At 71.0% G+C, this 21,406-nt stretch carries 21 protein-coding genes; 15 read left to right on the forward strand and 6 right to left on the reverse strand.

Going from position 1 to position 21,406, the window contains the following annotated elements; genetic code table 11:
• The first annotated feature begins 79 nt into the window (after nt 1-79).
• Nucleotides 80-3,262, forward strand: a complete 3,183-nt coding sequence (locus GTW43_RS25475) for a type ISP restriction/modification enzyme (RefSeq protein WP_161304347.1) — start codon at nt 80-82, stop codon at nt 3,260-3,262.
• A gap of 83 nt (nt 3,263-3,345) precedes the next feature.
• On the opposite strand, the gene GTW43_RS25480 is transcribed toward GTW43_RS25475, so the two are convergent.
• Entirely contained in the window at nt 3,346-4,485 is a 1,140-nt protein-coding gene (locus tag GTW43_RS25480) for a hypothetical protein (protein WP_161304348.1), read from the reverse strand.
• A 244-nt stretch (nt 4,486-4,729) separates the two neighbouring features.
• Between GTW43_RS25480 and GTW43_RS25485 the strand changes: the two genes are divergently transcribed.
• Both GTW43_RS25485 and GTW43_RS25490 read left to right on the forward strand, forming a co-directional pair.
• Nucleotides 4,730-5,596 carry a GNAT family N-acetyltransferase gene (locus GTW43_RS25485; protein WP_161304349.1) on the forward strand — a complete coding sequence of 289 codons (867 nt, stop codon included), beginning with the start codon at nt 4,730-4,732 and terminating at the stop codon, nt 5,594-5,596.
• A 274-nt stretch (nt 5,597-5,870) separates the two neighbouring features.
• Nucleotides 5,871-6,257 carry a hypothetical protein gene (locus tag GTW43_RS25490; protein ID WP_161300615.1) on the forward strand — a complete coding sequence of 129 codons (387 nt, stop codon included), beginning with the start codon at nt 5,871-5,873 and terminating at the stop codon, nt 6,255-6,257.
• Nucleotides 6,258-6,267: 10 nt separating this feature from the next.
• Here the strand turns inward: GTW43_RS25490 and GTW43_RS25495 are convergent, their stop codons facing one another.
• Entirely contained in the window at nt 6,268-6,777 is a 510-nt protein-coding gene (locus GTW43_RS25495) for a DinB family protein (RefSeq protein ID WP_161300614.1), read from the reverse strand.
• A gap of 274 nt (nt 6,778-7,051) precedes the next feature.
• Here GTW43_RS25495 and GTW43_RS25500 point away from each other — a divergent pair, with 274 nt between their 5' ends.
• Nucleotides 7,052-7,822 (forward strand): MerR family transcriptional regulator, encoded by a 771-nt coding sequence (locus tag GTW43_RS25500; protein WP_161300613.1) that lies wholly within the window; start codon nt 7,052-7,054, stop codon nt 7,820-7,822.
• A 34-nt stretch (nt 7,823-7,856) separates the two neighbouring features.
• Here the strand turns inward: GTW43_RS25500 and tsaD are convergent, their stop codons facing one another.
• The gene (gene tsaD / locus GTW43_RS25505; RefSeq protein ID WP_343246113.1) at nt 7,857-8,927 is read right to left on the reverse strand and encodes a tRNA (adenosine(37)-N6)-threonylcarbamoyltransferase complex transferase subunit TsaD; all 1,071 of its coding nucleotides are present in this window, start codon (nt 8,925-8,927) and stop codon (nt 7,857-7,859) included.
• 38 nt (nt 8,928-8,965) lie between these two features.
• On the opposite strand from tsaD, the gene GTW43_RS25510 reads away from it, so the two are divergent.
• Nucleotides 8,966-9,133, forward strand: a complete 168-nt coding sequence (locus GTW43_RS25510; RefSeq protein WP_161300612.1) for a hypothetical protein — start codon at nt 8,966-8,968, stop codon at nt 9,131-9,133.
• Nucleotides 9,134-9,237: 104 nt separating this feature from the next.
• Nucleotides 9,238-9,888 (forward strand): superoxide dismutase, encoded by a 651-nt coding sequence (locus GTW43_RS25515; RefSeq protein ID WP_161300611.1) that lies wholly within the window; start codon nt 9,238-9,240, stop codon nt 9,886-9,888.
• Between the two features lie 165 nt (nt 9,889-10,053).
• On the opposite strand, the gene GTW43_RS25520 is transcribed toward GTW43_RS25515, so the two are convergent.
• Nucleotides 10,054-10,431: a hypothetical protein gene (locus tag GTW43_RS25520; protein ID WP_161300610.1), complete on the reverse strand. Its 378-nt coding sequence runs from the start codon at nt 10,429-10,431 to the stop codon at nt 10,054-10,056.
• A 373-nt stretch (nt 10,432-10,804) separates the two neighbouring features.
• On the opposite strand from GTW43_RS25520, the gene GTW43_RS38245 reads away from it, so the two are divergent.
• The 8 genes from GTW43_RS38245 to GTW43_RS25560 all read left to right on the forward strand — a co-directional run bounded on the left by GTW43_RS38245 (nt 10,805) and on the right by GTW43_RS25560 (nt 17,353).
• On the forward strand, nt 10,805-11,173 hold the full coding sequence (locus GTW43_RS38245; protein WP_161300617.1) for an RNHCP domain-containing protein: 369 nt from the start codon (nt 10,805-10,807) through the stop codon (nt 11,171-11,173).
• 39 nt (nt 11,174-11,212) lie between these two features.
• Nucleotides 11,213-11,641, forward strand: a complete 429-nt coding sequence (locus tag GTW43_RS25530; protein ID WP_161300609.1) for an RNHCP domain-containing protein — start codon at nt 11,213-11,215, stop codon at nt 11,639-11,641.
• 144 nt (nt 11,642-11,785) lie between these two features.
• Entirely contained in the window at nt 11,786-12,214 is a 429-nt protein-coding gene (locus GTW43_RS25535; RefSeq protein WP_161300608.1) for a glyoxalase, read from the forward strand.
• A gap of 46 nt (nt 12,215-12,260) precedes the next feature.
• Entirely contained in the window at nt 12,261-13,271 is a 1,011-nt protein-coding gene (locus GTW43_RS25540; RefSeq protein WP_161300607.1) for a DUF4436 family protein, read from the forward strand.
• Between the two features lie 244 nt (nt 13,272-13,515).
• On the forward strand, nt 13,516-14,103 hold the full coding sequence (locus GTW43_RS25545) for a TMEM165/GDT1 family protein (RefSeq protein ID WP_161300606.1): 588 nt from the start codon (nt 13,516-13,518) through the stop codon (nt 14,101-14,103).
• A 135-nt stretch (nt 14,104-14,238) separates the two neighbouring features.
• Nucleotides 14,239-14,877 (forward strand): TetR/AcrR family transcriptional regulator, encoded by a 639-nt coding sequence (locus GTW43_RS25550; RefSeq protein ID WP_161300605.1) that lies wholly within the window; start codon nt 14,239-14,241, stop codon nt 14,875-14,877.
• On the forward strand, nt 14,874-16,559 hold the full coding sequence (locus GTW43_RS25555; protein WP_161300604.1) for an FAD-binding dehydrogenase: 1,686 nt from the start codon (nt 14,874-14,876) through the stop codon (nt 16,557-16,559). Before GTW43_RS25550 ends, GTW43_RS25555 begins: the two co-directional genes overlap by 4 nt.
• Nucleotides 16,556-17,353, forward strand: coding sequence for an SDR family oxidoreductase (locus GTW43_RS25560; protein WP_161300603.1), 798 nt, complete (start codon nt 16,556-16,558; stop codon nt 17,351-17,353). Before GTW43_RS25555 ends, GTW43_RS25560 begins: the two co-directional genes overlap by 4 nt.
• 35 nt (nt 17,354-17,388) lie before the next feature.
• On the opposite strand, the gene GTW43_RS25565 is transcribed toward GTW43_RS25560, so the two are convergent.
• Nucleotides 17,389-19,491, reverse strand: a complete 2,103-nt coding sequence (locus GTW43_RS25565) for an MMPL family transporter (protein WP_161300602.1) — start codon at nt 19,489-19,491, stop codon at nt 17,389-17,391.
• A 157-nt stretch (nt 19,492-19,648) separates the two neighbouring features.
• Nucleotides 19,649-19,855, reverse strand: a complete 207-nt coding sequence (locus tag GTW43_RS25570) for a hypothetical protein (RefSeq protein ID WP_161300601.1) — start codon at nt 19,853-19,855, stop codon at nt 19,649-19,651.
• A 114-nt stretch (nt 19,856-19,969) separates the two neighbouring features.
• Here GTW43_RS25570 and GTW43_RS25575 point away from each other — a divergent pair, with 114 nt between their 5' ends.
• Nucleotides 19,970-21,331: a helix-turn-helix transcriptional regulator gene (locus GTW43_RS25575; protein WP_161300600.1), complete on the forward strand. Its 1,362-nt coding sequence runs from the start codon at nt 19,970-19,972 to the stop codon at nt 21,329-21,331.
• Nucleotides 21,332-21,406 lie beyond the last annotated feature (75 nt).

Genomic DNA, 21,406 nt, shown 5'->3' on the forward strand with positions numbered 1-21,406 from the left:
CGCGTTCGGAGCGGAGGTCAGGCCGAAGCTGAGAGGCAGCGGGTGGCAGGAGGACCAGCTCCGGGGACCGTTGGAGAACATGATCCGGTCCGTATGCCGTGGCCTCGGTCTGGATGTCACCCTCGTCGGCGAGGTTCCGCTCGTGGACATGGGAGCCCGTCCTGACTACGCGGTCGAGGTAGGTGGCGCTCTCGTCGGTTACATCGAGCTGAAGAAGCCGGGCACCCAGGCCGATCCATCCGTCTACACGGGCCGCAACGCGGGGCAGTGGGCGAAACTGCGGCTGCTCAACAACGTATTGCTCTGTGACGGAAACGAGTTTTCTGTCCACCAGCAGGGCCAGCAGGTCGGAGAAGTGGCACGCCTTCGCGGCTCGGTCCTCACCGCCGGCGCTCAGCTTGCTCCCTCTGACGGGGCGCTTGCGCGGGTTCTATACGACTTCCTTACCTGGGAACCGCAGACGCCCCGCACCACGAGCCAGCTCATTCGAGCAGTCGCAGGACTGTGCCAACTGCTGTCGGAAGAGGTCGGTGAGGCGATCGCGCAGGAAAAGAGCCGACGCCGTCAGCCAGCCTTCACAAAGCTGGCTAAGGATTGGCGACACTTGCTGTTCCCAGAGGCGACCGACGCCGAATTCATCGAACAGTACGGTCAAGCCGTCGTGTTCGCGCTTCTGCTCGCTCGAGTGGAGGAGATCGCCTTCGAGGGCGAGACCGTGCACAGTATCGCCACGAAGCTGGGCAAGAAGCACTCATTGATGGGCCAGGCGCTGGATGTGCTCGCGGGTGACTCGGTCGCTGGACTCGCCACCACGCTCAACACACTGCTCCGTGTCATCGGCGCGGTCAGCTGGGACGTGCTGGACGACGGAACAGGCGACGCCTACTTCCTGCTCTACGAGCACTTCCTGCACATCTACGACCCGGAGCTGCGGATACGCACTGGCTCGTACTACACACCGCATGGAGTCGTCTCAGCCATGGCCAGGCTGGTCGAGGACGTGCTGAGACGGGACGGCTTCCATATCCCGTCCGGCTTCGCTTCTCCAGATGTGGTCCTTGTCGATCCGGCTATGGGCACCGGCACCTTCCTGTTGTCGGCGCTGGAGCTCGCCGCCAAAACCATCGCTGACGAAGAGGGCCCTGGCGCGGTGGGCCCCCGACTGCGAGAGATGGTGGGGCGTCGGCTGGTCGGTTTCGAGATGCAGGCCGGCCCGTTCGCCGTCGCAGAACTGCGCATGCACGCCATGCTCAAGCAGTACGGGTCCGCGGCCCCCTCCCAGGGGCTCAGGCTGCTGGTGGCCGATGCCTTGGACAGCCCGACAGCCGAGTTCAACTGGATCCCCCACACCTACCGAGCGCTCGCAGATTCCCGCCGTCAGGCCAACCAGGTGAAGAGAGACGAGCGTGTCATGGTCGTCATGGGTAACCCGCCCCATGACGCCGTGAAACGGGGTGCGGGCAAGTGGGTGGAGCGAGGGGAACCCGAGGCGGACATCCCAGCCCCGCTGGGGGCCTTCCGGCAACCCGGTAACGGCAGGTACGAGTCGAAGATGGCCAACCTCTACGTCTATTTCTGGCGCTGGGCCACCTGGAAGGTCTTCGACGCTCATGACGACGCGCCCTTCGGCGTGGTTGCGCTGATCACTCCTAAGGCATGGCTCAAAGGGCGGGCGTTCGCCGGAATGCGGCGCTATCTGCGTGAAACCGCCGACGAGGGCTGGATCATAGACATGTCGCCGGAGGGCCATCGAGCTGATGTCGCGACCCGTATCTTTCCCGAGGTCGCCCAGGAGTTGTGCATCGCGATCTTTGTACGATGGCGGAACAGCCCGCGGCCGCGGACAGAGCAGCAGACCGCAAAGGTCAGACACCTCAAAATCGCCGGGCGCCGCGACGAGAAGATCGAACGTCTGATGGCACTCCGGCTCGACGACTCCGAATGGCGCGAGTGCGCCACGGGCAAGACGGATGCTTTCCTACCGCCCGGTGGCGACCTGTGGGAGTCCTGCCCGCAGCTGAAGGATCTGATGCCGTGGTCGTCGCGTGGCGTCACGCCCGGGCGGATGTGGGTCTATGCACCGGATGAAGGGACACTACACAGACGGTGGCAGCGCTTGCTCGCCGCGGATACCGAGCGACGCGCCGAAATGCTCGGACACTCTGGTGAGCGAACTCCCGCGGACATTGTTCCGCCCTTGCCAGGGGTCGCATCTCACGAACGGATACCGCTCGCGGCCGAGCACAGAACGAGCCCTCAAACGGTACGCATCGGATTCCGGTCATTCGACCGGCAATATGCACTGCCGGACAGCCGATTGATGGAGCGAGGCAGGGCAGACCTTTGGCGGGTCCGCAGTGATCGCCAGATCTACACCATCGAGCAGAATGCCCACCCGGTGGTCAACGGGCCGGCACTGGTGTTCAGCGCCCTCATTCCCGACATGCACTACTTCAACAACCGCAGCGGGTGCGCCCGTCCGCTCTACCGCAACGCCGCCGGTACGTTGCCCAACGTCACGCCCGGACTGCTCCTCCTGCTCTCCGGGCGGCTCGGCACTCAGGTCGTCGCCGAAGATCTCTTGGCCTACATCGCCGCGATCGCCTCCCACCCGGAGTACACGGCTCGATTCCAGGAGGACCTCGAAGTCCCTGGCGCACGAATACCTCTCACCGCTGACCCTTGCCTGTGGGAGCGGGCGGTTGCAATCGGCCAGCGTGTCCTGTGGCTGCACGCCTACGGTGAGCGATACGCCGACGACACTGCTGAGAGGCCATACGGCAGGGTGCTGCTGCCGCGTGACCGACCACGCTGCGTCGCGGAGATTCCAGACGCGGCCGAATCCATGCCGGAGAGGCTGGCGTACGACCCCGTGACACAGGACCTTTGGGTCGGTAGTGGACGAATTAGTCCGGTGCCTCGCGCAGTCCGGGAGTACGAAGTGTCCGGGATGAACGTTCTCGACAAGTGGTTTGGCTACCGCCGAAGGAATCCCGCCGGTAAACGACGCCTCGAACTGGACCATGAGTTCGCTCAGCGCTGGCTTCCCTCATGGACCACGGAACTGCTGGAGCTGCTGAACGTCCTGGGCATGCTTGTGCGCGAAGAGCCAGCACAGGCCGATCTCGTCAACGAGGTGTGCGCAGGCCCACTGATCACGGTGGCAGACCTGACCACGGCAGGCATCCATCCTGTGCCCACAGAGGCGGCCAAGGCACTGAAAGCGACGTCGGACGCGGGCGACGCACTATTCGACCTGTGAGCGCAGCAGCCGCTCGTCTCCACTGTCATGCCGTGGCTCTGGCGGAACCTGGCCTCGTAACGGAGTTCAGACAGCAGGACAACTCACTGCGCTGCTCCCGCCGGCTCATCAGCGGCAGACGGGTGGACGTACCTGCCCTCGTTAAACGGGGTGAACCAGGCCCTGAACGCCATCGGTGCCACGCCGAGAGCCTCTCCGACGGCGCTCTCGTCGATGCCGTCCATGGAGTCGTCGTAAAGCCACTCGTGGTCCATGTCCTCGTAGACGTTGTCAGCGAACGAGTCGAGTGCGGCCAAGACGCCGTCGTCGAGCAATCCGAAAGTCTCCAGGGTCACGTTCGTCTCAGCTAGCAGCAGTTTCAGCGCGAGTTCCTCAGCGACGCAGCTCAGCTGCTGGAAGCTGCCGTCCGTGAAACGGGTAGTCATGGCGATCACCGTCACCAGGAAGCTGCGAGCGAAACGAGCGTCGTACTGCAGGGCGTATCGCTCGGGAAGATCCTCGAAGTGCCACAGGGGACTGTCGCATTCAGCAGCGGTGGTGTCCTCCTCCGTCAGGGTCTGCACGTCTTGGAACAGCTCGTCCACCAAGATGTCCGTCGCGTAGACCAAGGCGCCAGCAGCAAGTTTGGCGTCTTCCGGCGAGGTGGCGAACTCGATGGCACCTTCTTCATCGTCGTCTTCGGCGTCCAAGACGCCGAACATCACGGGCGGGAAGGAGCGCAGTTGATCTGCCCGTGCCAGCATCTGACCGCGTACCAACTCCGCTTGCGCCTCGGCGTCGTAGCCGTCACTCCCGCCCTCGGGCGTGGGGCGCTCGGTATGCCGCGCCTTACGGTCTGCCAGATCATCGGGCGGGATATCGGGACCGTCTGCAGCGGCGAGACTCTCCTGGGCGAGCTCCGGGTGCAGTTCGACCTCACATCGCTCGACCTGCCAGTCAGCCAACAGCTCGGATCGTTCGAGCAGTTCACCCACCACCGACCGTACGGCCTCCTCTGCGAACTCCAGAGCCGCCGCATCCACAAACACCTTCAGAAGTGCGCCGCCTGGGTAGACGGCCACGATGGTGTCGAGAAGGTCGACTTCCATGCCGTCGGGTCCCGATATCGCCCCGACGGAGGCAAAACCATCCTCGATGAGCGCCACCGCGCCGGCGCGTTGAAGTGGGTCCATCTCTGAAGCGGTCTTGGGTATGACGGCGTCCACAGTCACTACGTATGTCACACGACTGATCCTGGCAGCGATATGCCGGGGGACGGGGAAGTTTCCGCTTACACGCCCGCAGTGCCCCGCAGCAGAACTGCGAGGCACTGCTGAGCGGCTCAACGTACGTGCAGGAGCTCGTTGAGTACGCGCACGGGAGAGCTGGGACCCATCGCGCGTCGGACGTCGAGGGCCACCTCCCACTGCTCCTCAGCAAGTTCCGGCGGGGCCTGCGGCGTGTGCGCGGCGTGAGTAGCGTGCGGCCATGCGCTTCCGCTGGGGCTGGATCGAGCCCGTGATGCCCGTGCCGTACGTGCCCACCCTCGGACCCGCGCGCTGGGGAGAGCCGCTCGACGCCCTCTGGGAGGCCGTGGTCGACGTCTCCGGGTCAGGCCGCTTCCTCCCGCACGACAAGGACCGCCGTTGGGCCGAGAAGAAGACGGAGCGGGTTCTCGTCGACGCGATCGAGCACGACCAGGTGCAGACGCTCGTGCCGACTCTCGTCGAGCGCGGTGGCGGCACCATCAAGGTCCACGTCTTCGGGGCGGCGCCTGACAGCCTGTCCACCGGCTCCGACTTGGCCCGGAAGCTGGCCGCCACCCACGGCGCGGCGAAGGCTCGGATCGTGTGGTTCCTGGGGGCCGACCAGCCCGACGCCTATGCGCGGGGGACGCGCGTCCAGCTCAAGGACTTCACAGCCGGGCCCGGCGCCGCACCGAGCGTGCCGGTGCAGGAGCACAAAGGGCTGCCCGAGGAGGTCGGGTTCGGTGCGTTCGCCGAGGAGATGGCCGGGGACGGGTTCGCCTTCCTGCACGGCCAGATGCGGGCCGGCACGGTGGGCCCCGTCCTCACCGTGCTCCACGAGGGAAGGGTGGCTGGCGCCATCGGGCCCATGGAGACCATGCGCGACGCCCGGGGGTGCGCGCGCCTCCTGCCCCAGTACTTTGGCGTCCTGCCCCGGCACCGCGGGCATGGGTACGGTCGGGCGTTGTGGCGGGCGGCGATGCACTGGGGGCACCGGCACGGTGCGGCGTACCAGCTCCTCCAGACCGAGGTCGGCGGGGCATCCGATCGGCTGTGCTCAGCGGAGGGGCTGACGTCTCTCGGGTTCGTCAACCAGGCCGATGCGTGACTGAGCTTCTTCGAGTTGGCCACCGATTGAAGGAGGCGCCTGACCTGTTTCTGTGTGCGTGCCTCCCTGCTGCGCCGACGCCCGCCCACTGTGGCTCGGCCCGGGGATCACGAGTCGAGCACCCGACGCGCTCGCGGCTCACGGGCAATGCCTCCGGCGGAGGATCGGCCGGCACCAGGTGCGTGGGGGCGCCGCTCCCGGCCGCGGGCACATCATGGCGAGCGTGATGAGCCACCCCCTGCCGACCGTCGGACCTCAGTGCTAGAACGCCTGCATGACGTACAGGTTCACGGCGCTGGTGGCGTGCGGACTCGATGATCCAGAAATGGATGACTGCCTGATGGCAGGCGTGGCGGAGTCGGACGACGAGGACGGGTTCTCGCTGATGTTCATGTGCGACGTCGACGAGCCCGACACGCACTGTCTCGTCACACCTGACCAGGGCACTGCCTACGGCTGCGTACGTGAGGTGCAGCTGGACGACGACATGCTGCGGGTCACCTTGGATCCGGAGTCGCTGGACGCCATCGGACTGACCGACCCTGTCGTCGAGGCGCTGCTTCGTGCCCCGGCAGAGGACTTGGCGCGCATGCGTGAAGTTCTACCGCGCATCCTTCAATACGGACGTCCAGAGGCCCGTCCCAGATTGATCAGGGCGTGACGTCACAGGACTATCCGGCGTAAGGGTTGCCGCCGAGCCAGGTGGTGCCGTCGATGAGTTCGCGTGCCGCGTCCAAGTGGCCGCAATGGCAGGCGACTTCGGTGAGCACATGGATCACGATGCGCCGCACGTCAGGCAGCCGCCAGGCCGGCCAGATCTCCACGGGCCACGCGGCGGGCTCCTGCTCCGGGCCGGCAGCGGCGAGCACCGCGTCCGCGCGGGCGATGGCCGCCCGGTAGTCGGCGAAGACCTCGCCGCTGGTCATCCCCTCGGGCACGTACCAGTGCGCCTCCGCCCCTGCCGCGAGTTGCCCAGCCACATCCGGCTCGCCCGCGATCACCCCGGGGAACCAGAAACGTTCGACATCCAGGGTGAGGTGGCGCAGCAAGGCCAGGCAGCTCCAGCCGCTGGGCAGCACCGGCCGCCGCAGATCATCCTCCGAGAGCCCTTCGAGGATCCCGAGGACGTGCGCGCGCTGGTGGTCCAACGCACCCTTGAGCGCGTCGAGTTCGGCGTTCACCCGCCGCGCTTGTCCTCCGACGCCTGCCGTACTCGTCATCCGCCCGCCTCCGTCGACCGCAGAACATGAACCCGACTTCGGCCCGGACGCTACACCGGGGATACGACAACGGGGCGGCGGTGACCATGCGCCTCAGCCTGCCCCGCTTCCTCAGGCCGTAGCTCGCCAGGTCTGTCCTGTCCGCCCCCGGCGCACTGCCGTCTCTCCCGATCGGGCCCGGATGCCGGATGCGGGCTTGACCTTCGACCCGGGTCGAGGCTCTACCGTCGGAGGCATGAGCACGATGCGGATCTCCCGGCTCGCCGAGCGCTCCGGCGTACCGGCCACGACCCTGCGTTTCTACGACGACGCCGGGCTTCTGCCAGCCGGTCGGACAGCTTCTGGCTACCGCGTGTACGGCGAGGACGCCGTCGAGCGCCTGGCGTTCATCGGCGCGGCCAAGCACCTGGGCCTACCGCTCGACGAGATCGGGGAGCTGCTCTCGGTCTGGGAGGCAGGCGCCTGCAAGGACGTGAAGGAAGACCTGCGCCCGCGGATCGCCGCCCGCCTGACGGAAGCGCGGCTTCGCCTCACGGAACTGGCCGCTCTGACCACCTCGCTGCACCAGGCGCTGAGGCACCTGGACGCGCTCCCTGATCGCACCGGCCGCTGCGACCCCGAGTGCGGCTTCCTCTCACCGAGCGCGGCAGCCGGCAGTGGGCCGGTGGACGCGGAACTCTCTCCAAGTCGGCGCGCCACCGAGGCCGAGCCGTGGCGTACCGCCCCGGTCGCCTGCTCGTTGGACGGCAACGGCTTGGAGGAGCGAGCCGCTCAATGGCGCGAGGCAGTGGACGGTGCGGCCCGCTCACCGATACCGGAGGGCTTGCGGCTGACGCTGCCCGTCGCACGGGCGGCGAAGGTGGCCGAACTGGCCGCTGCGGAGCAGCGATGCTGCCCCTTCTTCGACTTCCGTCTCCACCTTGACGGTCCGCACCTCCACATGGAGGTGCGCGCCCCCGCAGACGGCGCAGCACTCCTCGCCGAGCTCTTCGCTCCCGGCGCCTGACCCCCGGTGTCCCCGGCGCGCACGGCTGCGGTCATCAGGCGGCTCGCGGCGCCGGGGCGGGGAGCGGGGTCAGGGAGGCGTACTCCAGGGGGGCGGACGGGTCGATGGACACCTCCAGCGGGGCCGGGCGGGCGCCGGAGCGGACCAGCAGGTCGCCGACCGCCGCGATCATCGCGCCGTTGTCCGTGCACAGCGTCATCGGCGGCACCCGCAGCTCGATCCCGGCCGCGGCGCAGCGCTGTTCGGCCAGCGCGCGGACCCGGGAGTTCGCGGCCACGCCGCCGACGACGATCAGGGTGCGCACGTCGTGGTCGCGGCAGGCGCGCACGGCCTTGCGGGTGAGGACGTCGGCGACCGCCTCCTGGAGCGCGGCCGCGCCGTCGGCGACCGACGGCTCCTCGCCGCGCTGCCGGTGCTGTTCCACCCAGCGGGCGGCGGCCGTCTTGAGGCCGGAGAAGGAGAACGCGTACGGGTCGTCGCCGCCCTTCGTCAGGGGGCGGGGGAAGGCGACCGCGCCTGGATCGCCGGTCTGCGCGGCGCGGTCGATGGCGGGGCCGCCCGGGTAGGGCAGGCCGAGGATGCGGGCGACCTTGTCGAAGCACTCGCCGGCCGCGTCGTCGAGGGTGTCGCCCAGGTGCAGGATCGGCTCGCGCACCAGGTCCCGGACCAGGAGCAGCGACGTGTGCCCGCCGGAGACGATCAGGACGACGCAGGGTTCGGGCAGCGGGCCATGCTCCAGGGTGTCGGCGGCGACGTGGCCCGCCAGGTGATGCACCCCGTACAGCGGCACCCCGGCCGCGTACGCGAGGGTCTTCGCCCCGGCCAGCCCGACCTGGAGCGCTCCCGACAGGCCCGGTCCGGTGGTGACGGCGACCGCGTCGATCTGGCCGAGGCGCAGTCCGGCCTCGGACAGGGCCTGTCGCACGACCGGCGTAAACGCCTGGAGGTGGGCGCGCGAGGCGATCTCGGGGACCACGCCGCCGAAGCGCGCGTGCTCGTCCATGCTCGACGCCACCACGTGGGCCAGCAGCTTTCCGTCCCTCACGATGCCCGCGCCGGTCTCGTCGCACGACGACTCGATCCCCAGCACCACCGGTGCGCTCACCACGGCCTCCTTCTGCATGCAACCTGCACTTGCAATATATGTGCAACAAGACGGAGGCGGCGGACCGCCCGTCCAGCAGCCGGATGCAGCTCGTCGCCACCGACGTGCAGCCGCGCCTGTTCACCGTGGCCTCGCACCACCCCAAGGCGCAGGCGGCGAGCCCCGCACCCGGCGACCGGTCCGCGCAGGCCCCGCACGGCCCGTGACAGCGCACCCCCCTGGTCCTAGGTCCAACGCCGCATCGCACCGCGTCTTTCCTGCTGCTAGCGTGCAGCTGCATACCAGTCGCAATAACGTGAGGGTGTTGGAGATGGCGATCTACACGCTGCCGGAGCTTCCGTACGACTACGCGGCGCTCGAACCGGTCATCAATCCGCAGATCATCGAGCTGCACCACGACAAGCACCACGCCGCGTACGTGAAGGGTGCCAACGACACCCTGGAGCAGCTCGCCGAAGCGCGTGACAAGGAATCCTGGGGCTCGATCAACGGCCTGGAGAAGAACCTCGCCTTCCACCTCTCCGGCCACATCCTCCACTCGATCTACTGGCACAACATGAACAGCCCGAAGGACGGCGGCGGCGGCGAGCCGACCGCCGCCGACGGCGTCGGCGAGCTCGCGGACGCCATCACCGAGTACTTCGGCTCCTTCGCCGGCTTCAAGGCCCAGCTCACCAAGGCCGCCGCCACGACGCAGGGCTCGGGCTGGGGCGTCCTCGCCTACGAGCCGCTCTCCGGCCGCCTGATCGTCGAGCAGGTCTACGACCACCAGGGCAACGTCGGACAGGGCTCCACGCCCATCCTCGTCTTCGACGCCTGGGAGCACGCCTTCTACCTGCAGTACAAGAACCAGAAGGTCGACTTCATCGAGGCCATGTGGGCCGTCGTCAACTGGCAGGACGTCGCCAAGCGCTACGCCGCCGCCAAGGAGCGCACGAACGCGCTGCTGCTCAACCCCTGACCGCACAGGGGAACCTGATGTCCTGCTCGTGATCGTCTTCTCACCCTTCACCGGCAGGCAAGCCGAGGGCTCCCGCCGACCTCGCGTCGGCGGGAGCCCTTCGCCGTTCACGCGGCGACGACGGCCTGCGGGTGACCCCGGGCCGGGCCGGCCGCGAGCGGGTGGCTACGGCGTGTCCCTGCGCCCGTTCAGCTCGGTGACCAGGTGGTGGCCGCCGAGGAGGTCCAGGTCGGTTCGTTCGCGGAGGCGTCTGATCGCGGCGTTGGTGTCGGCTTCGGCGAGCAGGGAGGTCAGTTCCGCGGCCAGGGGGGCGTCGGCGAGGGGCAGGGCGTCGGCGGCCTCGGCGTAGGTCGTGGGAAGGGTGTGGCCCTCGGTCAGGAGGTCCACCGCCACCGTGGCCGTGAGCAGGCTCAGTTCGGAGCCCTTGCGGAGGCGGCGGACGGCCTTGACGGTGTGGCCCGCGGCCGCGAGGGCCTTCGCCTCGTTCTGTGCTTCCGGGTCAACCGGCGTGATCAGTGCGGTCGTTCGTGCCTTGGCCCTCATGGTCGTACTCCCCCGTCGTCGGCGGTCCTGCTGCGTGCGGTCGTTGTCGAGTATCGCCGAGGCACGGCGGCGTGCCGAGCCGGCGGTGCCGCATCCCGGTGGGCGGCCGGGACGCCGGAAAAGCAGTGGCCCGGGGGGTCTTCGCGGGCCTACGGTGGGCCGGTCGTCCCGATCGGCTTTCTCGTTCCGTGCCCTTGGAGGGGTGTCTTGATGACCCGGCCCGCGCCGAGCGCGCCTCGCAGCTCCGTGTGAGCGTTCGTCCGGATCCGTCGCACCACGCGTGCGCGTCCGTACGGGCCTGCGCCCGTCGAGACCGCTCGGCCTGCTCTTGCTGTCATGCCTCGTCTCTCAGCAAGGAGCCCACCGGGTGTCCATCCGTCACACCACTCCGCACCCCACCCAGCGCCCCGCCCCGCACCCCACCACCGGCACGTCGCACGGCGACGGATTCGTCTGCGCCTGGTGCGGGCTGACCGCACCTGCCGTCGCCCCGGCACGCCACCACTGCCCGTCCTGTCTGCACGCCCGGCACACCTCCGGCGGCTGTCACGGCCGGATGGTGCCGATCTCCATCGCCGTCCTGCCCACGGGCGACTGGACGGTCATCCACCGCTGCGTCCGCTGCGACGCGCTCACCTCGCGGCCGGTCGGCCGGGACGACAACCGGCTCGTGCTGATGCGCATGGCCGTCCGCCCGCTCGCCCAGCCTCCGTTCCCGCTCGAGCCGTTCGGATCGCTGTGAGGGGGCCGGGAGCGCAGCGCGGAGAGGGAGGAGAGCGGCATGGCCCGACGTACGCGGCCTGAGGACGGGCGGCGCCGGCCGCAGCGGCGCAAGGACGTGCTCCATGCGCGCGGCGGGCACCGGGCGCACGCCTTCCGGTGCGCCGGGTGCCGGCTCGACGTGTCGCCGGACGCACCCGGCACCGGGCACCGCAACCACTGCCCGACCTGTCTGACCAGCCTGCACGTGGACGCCCGGACCCCGGGCGACCGCGCCGCCGGATGCCGGGGGCGGATGGAGGCGCTGTGCGTCGCGGTGCGGCCGGACGGGGAGTGGCTGCTGGTGCACCGGTGTCTGCGCTGCGGCGTGCTCAGCACCAACCGCGTCGCGGGCGACGACCATCCGCTCGCCCTGATACGGCTGGCCCTCAGGCCGTTCCGGGACGCGGGCACCGGGCTGCTCGCCCACCAGGTGCTCGGCGGCCTGTGACGCGACGGGCCCGCCGCGGGCGCGGCGTGTGAACCGCCGCGCCCGCGGACACGTCCCCTACGTCGGCACCAGCCCGGACACCCCCACGGACCCCACCACGGACACCAGCACGGACACCACGACACACGCCCCGAGGAGCCCGCCATGACAGCACCCCGCACTCCGGCCCCCGCAGAACCGGAGACGCCCGAGCCCGGGTTCGTCGGGCTGCACCACGTCCAGCTGGCGATCCCGGCCGGCGGGGAGGAGCGGTGCCGCGAGTTCTGGGGCGGGGTGCTCGGCATGGCGGAGCTGACGAAGCCGCCGGTCCTTGCGGCGCGCGGCGGATGCTGGTTCCGCGGCGGCGGCCTCGAGGTGCATCTGGGGGTGGAGCGGGACTTCGCCCCGGCCCGCAAGGCGCACCCGGGGATCCTGGTCCGCTCGCTGCGGGCGCTCGCCGCCCGGCTGGAGGCGGGCGGGCACAAGGTGACGTGGGACGACACGTTCCCCGGGCACGACCGCTTCTACGCGGCGGACCCGTTCGGCAACCGGCTGGAGTTCCTCGAACCGCACGCCGCCCGACGCCACGATTGACGCCCTCCGTGTGGCGGGCCGCGCCCCGCGTGCCCAGGATCGGAGCATGCCTCCCCCGACCCGCCCGCCCCGCCGCGCAGTCGGCGCCCGGCAGCGACGGCGCTGGTGGTCGTGGGGGGCCGTCGGGATGCTGTGCCTCATCGCGCTGATCGCGGCCGGTATCGCGCTCTACTTCGACGAGCGGGACGCGCGCGAGCGGGCCCTCGTCGTGGGCAGCAGGGCCGCCGACCGGATCGAGGTGGCGGCCGAGGTGCGCCGCACCGATCCGGGCGAGCGGGTGGCCCGGATCCAGCTGACCGTGTCGGCGACCGGGCGGTTCGCCGACGCGCAGGGCCTGCCGAAGAAGGACGTCGTGCTCGTGACGAACGCGCCGGGCCAGGAGGAGGTCACGTTCAAGCAGAGCAGTGTGACGCTGCTGCGCGAGGTGGCGGTGCCGCTGACCGCCGGGGCTCTGTCGGACTACCCGTTCGACCGGTACACGGCGGTGCTCGGGCTCACCGCGACGCTCGGCGGGGACGCGCGCACGGCGGTGCCGCTGCGGCTGACGGTGCGGGACACGGACCCCAACTTCTCGCTGGACACGCGGGCGAAGCGGTACGAGGCCGGGGTGGCGCTGATCGACACGCAGATGAGGCGGTCCCGGTCCACGTTCATCATGGCGTGGTTCATCATCACGGCGATGTGGGCGATCGCGCTCTCGGTGCTGCTGGCCTCGCAGCTCGTGGTGCGGCAGCGGCGCGGGCTGGTGTGGCCGGCGCTCGGCTGGATGGCGGCGACACTGTTCGCGCTGGTGGGGCTGCGGAGCGCGGCGCCGGGCAGCCCGCCCAACGGCTCGGTCCTCGACTACGCCGCCTTCTACTGGGCGGAGGCGCTGATCGCGCTGAGCCTGACCCGGCTCGTGTTCCACGGCATCCACATCGAGCACCACACGGGCGGCCCGGTCAGCCCGCAGCCGGTGCCCGTACGGCCGCAGGTGCGGCGGCGGCGCGGGGTGCCCGCGGGGGCCCGTGCGCGGCTGCGGCGCGGCGGCGGGCGGGACGGCGGCGTGTACCCTTGACGGAGCAAGCGAAGGGGAGTAGCCCCGCGAACCGGTCGTCGACACACTGGAACCCCCGGGTTCCCGGTGGCCGGGCCCGTGCCGGATGCGGCGCGGGCGGGCGAGACCTTCGACCAGGCAGTAGCAGTACGACGCGGCGCACACCCCTGTGTGCCGTGTGTCCGACGCTGCCGGGTCGAGTGGTCCTCCCCGCGCAGTGGGTGGGTTCACGGCGATCCGGCCGCCCCCACAGAAAGTCCCCCCGATGCATCTCGACCCCCTGGCGATCGTCACCGCCTTCGGGCTGATCTTCCTGGCCGAACTGCCCGACAAGACCATGTTCGCCTCGCTGGCCATGGGTACGCGGATGAAGCCGCTGTACGTGTGGTTCGGGACCTCGAGCGCGTTCATCGTGCATGTCGCCATCGCCGTCGGTGCCGGTTCCCTGCTCTCCCTGCTGCCCGGCTGGATCGTGAAGCTGGTGTCGGCGCTGCTGTTCGGCTTCGGCGCGTTCATGCTGCTGCGCGGCGGGGGCGACGACGACGAGGACGACGAGGCGGGCGGCCGGACCGTCACCGGGTTCTGGCCGGTCTACGGCACCGCGTTCACGGCTGTCTTCATCAGCGAGTGGGGCGACCTGACCCAGATCACCACCGCGAACCTCGCCGCGACGAACGGCACCTGGTCCACGGCCATCGGCTCCGCCGCCGCCCTCATGTCGGTGTCCGCGCTCGCGCTGGTCGCCGGCCGGTTCATCGCCAAGCGGGTGCCGCTGAAGACCGTGCAGCGGGTGGGCGGCGTGTGCATGCTGCTGCTCGCGGTGTGGTCGCTGATCGAGATCTTCACCGGCTGATCCCCCACCGGGACGCCCTGACCGGGCCCGGCCCGGCGCTGATGGCGGTGCCCGGTGCCGTGCACACCTCTTGTGGATACATGAACGTATCGAATACGTTCCTGTATCCGATCATCCGATCAGGAGGCGGCGACGATGACCGGCACACCCGACGGCACCGGCGCCACGGCCGGCACCGTCACCCGGCGCCGGGCCCGCACCCGGCAGCGGCTGCTCGACGCCGCCTTCGAGGTGTTCGCGCGCGAGGGCTTCGGCCGCACCACCGTCGAGCAGGTCTGTGACCGCGCCGGGTTCACCCGCGGTGCCTTCTACTCGAACTTCTCCTCCCTGGACGAGCTGTTCCTCGCCCTGTGGGAGGAGCGCTCGGCCCGCATGCTCGACGACCTGCGGGCCGCCCTCGCCGGGGTCGGCGCGCGCGGCCCCGAGGCCGGCGTGCGGGCGGCGGTCGACGCGACGCCGCCGGACGAGGCCTGGTACCGGATCACCGCCGAGTTCACCGCGCACGCGCTGCGCACCCCGGGCCTGCGCCGTGTGATGGCCGCCCGCGAGCGCGCCATCCGCGAGGCGCTCCTGCCCGTGTTCGTCGCGTCCCTGGACCGGCTCGGCCGGCGCGTGCCCGACGAGGAGGCCCTCGGCGACGCCCTGGTCGCCGTGCACGACGGGACGGCCGTCCAGGTCCTGATGCAGCCCGGCGACCCGGCCGTGCGCGACCGGCGCCGCGCCCTCTTCATGAACGTACTGAACGCTTACAGCACCCCTAGGGAGACCCCGTGAGTGACACCAGTGCCCCGGACGGCGCGGACCGCGCGGACGTCATCGTGGTCGGAGCCGGGCTCGCCGGGCTCGTCGCCACCTACGAGCTGACCCGCGCCGGCAAGCGCGTCCTGCTCGTCGACCAGGAGAACGCGGCGAACCTGGGCGGCCAGGCGTTCTGGTCGCTCGGCGGGCTCTTCCTCGTGGACAGCCCCGAGCAGCGGCGCATGGGGATCAAGGACAGTTACGAACTGGCGCTCGCCGACTGGCTCGGCTCGGCCGGCTTCGACCGCGAGCGCGAGGACCACTGGCCGCGCAAGTGGGCCGAGGCGTACGTGCGGTTCGCGGCCGGCGAGAAGCGCGACTACCTGAACGGGCTCGGGCTCAAGGTCACGCCCAACGTGGGCTGGGCCGAGCGCGGCTCCGGCACCGCGACCGGGCACGGGAACTCGGTGCCGCGCTTCCACCTCACCTGGGGCACCGGACCCGAGGTCGTGCGGGTCTTCCGGGAGCCGGTCCTGGAGGCCGCCTCGCGCGGGCTCGTCACCTTCAAGTACCGCCATCGCGTGGACGAGTTGATCGTGGAGGACGGGGCCGTCGTCGGCGTGCGCGGCAGTCTGCTCGAACCGTCGGACGAACCGCGCGGCGTGGCCTCCTCCCGCGAGACCGTCGGCGACTTCGAGCTGCGCGCCCGGGCCGTCGTCGTCACCTCCGGCGGCATCGGCGCCAACCACGAACTGGTCAGGAAGAACTGGCCCGTCGAGCGGATGGGCCCGGCGCCCGCCTCCATGGTCACCGGCGTTCCCGCGTACGTCGACGGACGCATGCTGGAGATCAGCGAGAGCGCGGGCGCGTCCCTCGTCAACCGTGACCGCATGTGGCACTACACCGAGGGCCTGAAGAACTGGGACCCGATCTGGCCCGGCCACGGCATCCGGATCATCCCCGGCCCGTCCTCGCTGTGGCTGGACGCGGAGGGCAGGCGGCTGCCCGCGCCGCTGTTCCCCGGGCACGACACGCTCGCCACGCTCAAGCACATCACCGGGACCGGGCACGACCACACGTGGTTCGTCCTGACCCGGGCCATCGTGGAGAAGGAGTTCGCGCTCTCCGGCTCGGAGCAGAACCCCGACATCACCGGCAAGGACCTCAAGCTGGTGCTCCAGCGCGTCAAGAAGGGCGCGCCCGGCCCCGTGCAGGCGTTCCTCGACCACGGCGAGGACTTCGTCGTGCGCGACAACCTGAAGGACCTCGTCGCGGGCATGAACGAGCTGACGCCCGACGCGCCCGTCGCCTACGAGCAGGTCGAGCGGGAGATCGTGGCCCGCGACCGCGAGGTCGGCAACGGCTACTCGAAGGACCTCCAGCTCATGGCGGTGCGCAACGCCCGCTCCTACCTGCCCGACCGCATCACGCGCGTCGCCAAGCCGCACCGCCTGCTCGACCCGGCGCAGGGCCCGCTGATCGCCGTCCGGCTGAACCTGCTGACCCGCAAGACGCTCGGCGGCCTGGAGACGAACCTGGACTCGCAGGTCGTCCGCCCCGACGGCACGGTCCTCGACGGCCTGTACGCGGCCGGCGAGGTGGCCGGGTTCGGCGGCGGCGGCGTGCACGGCTACAACGCGCTCGAGGGCACCTTCCTCGGCGGCTGCATCTTCTCCGGCCGCGCCGCGGGCCGCGCCCTCGCCCGGAGCCTCGCATGAGCGCCGGCACCGCGCTCGTGACGGGCGCCTCCTCGGGCATCGGCGCGGCGGTCGCCGCCGCTCTCGTGCGGCGCGGCTACACGGTCTACGGCACGAGCCGCGACCCGGAGAAGGTGAACGACCCGGTCGAGGGCGTGACCTACCTGGCGCTCGACCTGTCCGACGACGCGAGCATCGAGGCGTGCGCGGCGGCCGCGGGACCGGTCGACGTGCTCGTCAACAACGCGGGCGAGTCCCAGAGCGGCCCCTTCGAGGAGCTGCCGATGGACGCCCTGCGCCGGCTGTTCCAGATCAACGTGCTCGGCGCGGTCCGGCTCAGCCAGCTCGTCCTGCCCGGCATGCGCGAGCGGCGGCGCGGCCGGGTGGTGATGGTCGGCTCGATGCTGGCCAGCTTCCCGCTCGCCTACCGCTCCTCGTACGTCGCGTCCAAGGCGGCGGTCAAGGGCTTCGCGCACGCGGCCCGGCGCGAGTACGCCGGGTACGGGGTCGGCATCACGACGGTCGAGCCCGGCTCCATCGCGACCGGGATCAGCGAGCGGCGCACCCAGTACGTGGCCGAGGGCTCGCCGTTCCGCGCCGCGTACGACACGATGCTGGCCGCGCTCAACGCCAACGAGGCGCGGGGCATCACGGCCGCGAAGGTGGCCGCGACGGTCCTCGCCGCGATCGAGGCGCCCCGGCCGCGCCCCCTGTACGCGGTGGGCAGCAACGCGCCGCTGGTGTTCGCGCTGCGCCGGGTTCTGACGCGGGGCGCGGTGGAACGCATGGTGGCGCGCCGGCACGGGCTGCGGTAGGGACCGCGCCGGCGGGGGGCCGGAACCGCGGGACGTCAGCCCTTGCGGCGGTCCCCGTGTCCCGGCCACCACGCGGCGTGCCCGATCAGCGCCGTGAGCGACGGCGTGAACACCATCGCCATGACGAACGCCGCGATCACGATGCCGAAGGACAGCGCGAACCCCATCTGGGAGAGCGTCGAGTTCCCGGCCAGCATCAGGGTCGCGAAGGTCCCCGCCAGGATCACGCCGGCGGAGCCGATCGTCGGCCCGGAGTGCCGGATCGCCGTGCCCGCCGCGTCCCGCGGCTCGCGCCCCTCACGGGCCTCCTCGCGCAGCCGCGACACCATCAGGATGTTGTAGTCCGTGCCGAGCGCGACCACGAACAAGTACATGATCACGGGCAGCATGAACATCAGCCCGGGCTGGCTGCCGATCTGGGTGAACAGGAACGACGTCGCGCCGAGGGTCGCGCCGAAGCCGAGGGCGACGGACAGCATGAGGTACCAGGGCGCCACGAGGCTGCGCAGCAGGAGCCCGAGGATGATCATGATGCAGACCGCGGCGACGGGGAAGACGACGGAGTAGTCGCGGTCGACGGCCTTGTTGATGTCGACGTAGACCGCGGTGATGCCGCCGACCGACGCCGTGGTGCCGTCCGGGGCCTGCGCGTGCGCGGCGGGCCGCAGGTCGTCCCTGATGGTGTTCATCGCGGCGTCGGAGGCGGGCGGGTCGTCCAGGACGACCGTGTACGCGGCGGCGGTCCGCCGGGTGCTGAGGACGGGCGCACCGACCGTGCCGACGCCGTCCACCTTCGCCAGGGAGGCCCGGAACGCGGCCGCCTGGGCGGCGGTGAGCGGGCGGTCGCCGTCGGAGGCCAGGTAGACGCTGGTGGGGTCGGTGGTGCCCGCGGGGAAGCCCTTCTCCAGGTCCTTCAGGGCGACCATGGACTCCTTGGTCTTGGGCAGGGACGACGTCGCGAGGTCGAAGTTGGCCCGGTAGCCGAGGGCGCCGAGCGCGAGGACGACCATGACGAGCCCGGAGCCGAGCGCCCACAGGGCGGGGCGGCGGGCCAGCGAGGCGCCGAGCCGGGCGAAGCCGGTGCCGTGCGGCTCGGAGCGCCAGGACTTCGACGGCCAGAACACCTTGGTGCCGAGCAGCGAGACCACGGCCGGGACGAGGGTCAGGCCCGCGCACAGGGTCACGAAGACGGCGATGGCGAGCGCGGGGCCCATCGACTGCAGCATGCCGAGCGTGGACAGGGCGAGCGCGGCGAACGCGACGATGACGGCGCCGGCCGCCGAGGTGATGGCCTCGCCGACCCGTTCGACGGCGTGGATCATGGCCTGTTTGGGATGCTCGCCGGTGCGCAGCGCCTCCCGGTAGCGGAACAGCAGGAACAGGATGTAGTCCGTGCCGACGCCGAACAGGACGACGGTGAGCAGCTCCTGGATCGACGAGTCGGCCTTCATGTCGAAGGCCTTGTTGGCGGACGCGATGAGACCGGTGGCCAGCGGCGAGATCAGGCCGATGAGGACGACCGGGAGCAGCGCGATGATCGGGCTGCGGAAGATGAGCAGGAGCAGCACGACGATGATGACGATCGTGCCGACGCCGACGAGGAGTCCGGCCCGCGAGGAGGCGTCCGCCTCGTCGAGCGCGGTGGCGGCGGAGCCGGTGACCCCGGCCGTCAGGTCCGTGCCGTCGACGGCCTTGCGGAGGTCGGTGCGCAGCGTCTTGACCGCGTCCTGCTCGGAGGTGTCGGACGGGTCGGTCAGCTTGGGCATGGCGACCATGGAGGTCTGCACGAGCCCGTTCGGCGAGGGCTTGCCCGGGACGACCGCCTCGACCTTCGGGATGTCCTGCGCGGCGAGGGAGCGCGAGACCCGGACGACGTCGGCGGAGTCCGCGGACGTCAGGCGCCGGCCGTCGGAGCGCTGGAAGACGATGACGGCGCCGATGTTCTGCTGCTTGGGGAACTGGGACTCCTGGAGGTCGGCGGCCTCGATCGACTCGTACGAGTCGGGCAGGAAGCTCGCCTCGTCCGAACTGGAGGTGAGTTTCGGCGCGAGGGCGATCACCGCCGCCGCGACGACCACCCACGCGAGGATGACCCACCAGGGCCTGCGGACCACCAAACGCCCGAGCGCAGCGAACATCCCACACGCCTTCCCGTCACCCCCGGCTCACCCCGCAAGGCTCGCCCGGGGCCGGGCGAGCTGCCACTCGAAGGGCTCCGGCGTGCGCGACCGGCGCGGGTGGCGCAGGCTGGTGACGGGTGTGGCCGCGGAGCCGCGGGCCCGGGCGGTGACGGGGTCAGCGCCCGTCGGACGAGGCGTGCGCCCCCGACGCGGCGTGCTCGTGCACCGTGCTCAGATGCGGCAGGTCGGCGGCGGGCGCGACCGGGGGCGCGGCCTCCTCGGCGACACCGCGGGCGGTGGTCCCGGCGGCGCCCAGGGCGAGGGCGGCCAGCACCCCGGTGACGATCGCGGTGACCAGAGGTGAGCGGACCCGCACGGGCACCTCGCAGCAGATCGATGATGGATAAGCACTCGATTAAGCAGAATTAACTTCCCTTAACCGGTCGCTCAACCTAGGGGCTTGGCGTGAGGCCCGGCAAGAGGTGAGACTCACGTCATGCCGGACGAACCACCAGACGACCCCGCGCCGGAACCCGTCGGCCGCCGCGTGCTGCGGCTGCGCACCGACCGCGGACTGACCCAGCGTCAGGTCGCCGAACCCGCCTACACCCCCGCGTACATCTCCACCCTGGAGGCGGGCCGCGTGCGCCCCTCCGAGGCGGCGCTGCGCCACATCGCCGCCCGGCTCGGGGTGAGTTACGAGGAACTGGCCACGGGCCGGCCCGCCCGGCTCGCCACCGACCTGCGGCTGCGCCTGACCGAGGCCCGGCGCGCGCTCGCCACCGGCGCCGCGAGCGAGGCCGCGGGCCGCTACGCCGAACTCGCCGCGGAGGCCGAGCGGCACGGGCTGACCGCCGAACGCGCGTCAGCCGAACTCGGCCGCGGCGAGTGCGCCCTGGAGACCGGCGAACTGGCCGTCGCCCGGCGCCACTTCGACACCGCGGACGAACTCCTGACCGGATCCGGCGCCGCGCTCCCCCAGCGCGCCCCCGTCATCCGCGCCCGCGCGCTCGCCCACTACCTCTCCGGCTCCCTGCGCTACGCCTGCTACCTGCTCGAGTCCGCGCTGGACGAGCTGAACACCGGCGGCCTGCACGACCCGGACGCGCTCGTGCTGCTCTACACCGCCTCCATCGCCCCGTACATGGACATGGGCGCCCACGCGCGGGCCGCCCAGGCCGCGGAACTGGCGCTCTCGCTCGCCCCGCGCGTGGGCGACCCGGCGCTCGTCGCGCAGATGCACCGCTCGGTGGCCCGCACCCTGCTCGCCGAGGGCCGGGTCGAGGAGGCCGACGCGTCCCTCGCCAAGGCCGGCGAGCTCTACCGGCAACTGCAGATCCGCACCGAACTGGCGCACTGCCACTGGATGCGCGGCTACGTGCACGCACAGGCGGGCCGGCTCGTCGACGCCGAGCGCGAGCTGCGCACCGCCCGCGACATGCTCTCGGCCAAGCGCGCCGCGCTCTACACCCAGCAGGTCGAGGTCGAACTGGCCGACGTGCTGCGCGGACTCGGCCGCACCGACGAGGCGGCGGTGCTGCTGCGCTCGCAGCTCGGCGCGATCGGCCCCGAGCGCGGCGCCGTGCACGCGGCGGGCGCCAACCGGCTGCTCGGCCTGATCGCCCAGGACAACGGCGACACCGAGGCCGCCGAGGAGCACTACGTGAGCGCGCTGAGCCTGCTGGAGCGGGCGGGCGCGGCCGGCGACCTGGCCGACCTGTGCCGGCTGCTCGGGGACCTGTACCGGCGCACCGGGCGGATCGAGGCCGCCCTCGACACATACCGCACGGGCCTCGGCCACCGGGCGGCGCCGGGCACCACGACGCTCGGGCCGGCCCCGGCCCGGCCGCCGCTGTGAGCCGCCGCCCGGGGCGGTGCAGGGCGGGGTGCGGGCCGTCGCGCAAAAGTTATCCACAGGCTGGGGACCTCTCCG

This window comes from Streptomyces sp. SID5785, from assembly GCF_009870065.1.
In the GTDB taxonomy this organism is placed as follows: domain Bacteria; phylum Actinomycetota; class Actinomycetes; order Streptomycetales; family Streptomycetaceae; genus Streptomyces.